This window comes from Stenotrophomonas pictorum JCM 9942 (assembly GCF_001431585.1).
Classification (GTDB): domain Bacteria; phylum Pseudomonadota; class Gammaproteobacteria; order Xanthomonadales; family Xanthomonadaceae; genus Stenotrophomonas; species Stenotrophomonas pictorum.
This window is the reverse complement of sequence record NZ_LLXS01000068.1, coordinates 1-791: the sequence shown is the minus strand read 5'-3', so window position 1 is coordinate 791 and position 791 is coordinate 1. Positions and strand designations below refer to the sequence as shown.

Annotated in this window: 1 protein-coding gene; it reads right to left on the bottom strand. The window is 64.5% G+C overall.

Features of this window, described 5'->3' with window-relative positions:
• Positions 1–17: 17 nt before the first annotated feature.
• Positions 18–775 (bottom strand): IS5 family transposase gene (locus ARC78_RS16465; RefSeq protein WP_096144997.1). Its coding sequence is split into 2 segments (ribosomal slippage): positions 18–460 and positions 460–775, totalling 759 coding nucleotides; the frame shifts between segments, so codons are not numbered across the junction.
• Positions 776–791 lie beyond the last annotated feature (16 nt).

The following is a 791-nucleotide window of genomic DNA, read 5'->3' as shown; positions in this document are numbered from 1 at the left end:
ACTAGGGCCTGTTAACACTATCGCAACGATTCGACGATCAGTGCGAAGTGGATGAAGGCCGCGAACATGACGTCGAGCTTGTCGAAGCGGCTGAAGATGCGGCGGAACCCTTTCAGACGGCGGAACAGGCGCTCGATTTCGTTGCGGCGCTTGTAGATCTCGGTGTTGTACGCCCATGGCTGGGCCCGCAGCGGATGCGGGGGCACGACCGGATCCAGGCCCAGATCCAGCGCGAGCTGCCGGGTTTCATTGCCCTCGTAGGCGCGATCCATGACCAGATGGCAGCGCGCGGGCAGGGGTGGCAGGGCATGCAGCAGGGCGCGACCGGCTGGGGCATCGCCCGCCTGGCCCGGCGAAAGCGAGAAGGCTAACGCGCAGCGGGAATCCGCGGCAGCCATATGAATTTTGGTGGTCCAGCCTCCGCGGGAGCGGCCGATGGCCTGCGGGCCGTTTTTTTTCGTGCGCCGGTGCCGTCCGGGTGGACCTTGACGATCGTACTGTCCAGGCTGACCGCCTCCAGCCGCACCCGGACCAGCTGTTCGGCCTGCATGCGCTCGAAGACCCGATCCAGGACCCCGGCCTTGGCCCACCGGTTCATCCGCGTGTAGATCGTGTGCCAGTTGCCGAACCGCTTGGGCAGGGCCCGCCACTTGCAGCCATTTTCGGCCACGAACAGGATCGCGTTGAGCACTTGAAGGTTGTCCAGCGACACATTGCCCCGCTGCCGCGGCAGGCAATCCTCGATACGCGCGAATTGCGCAGGCGTAAGTTCCATGCGCAGTATGTTAGCA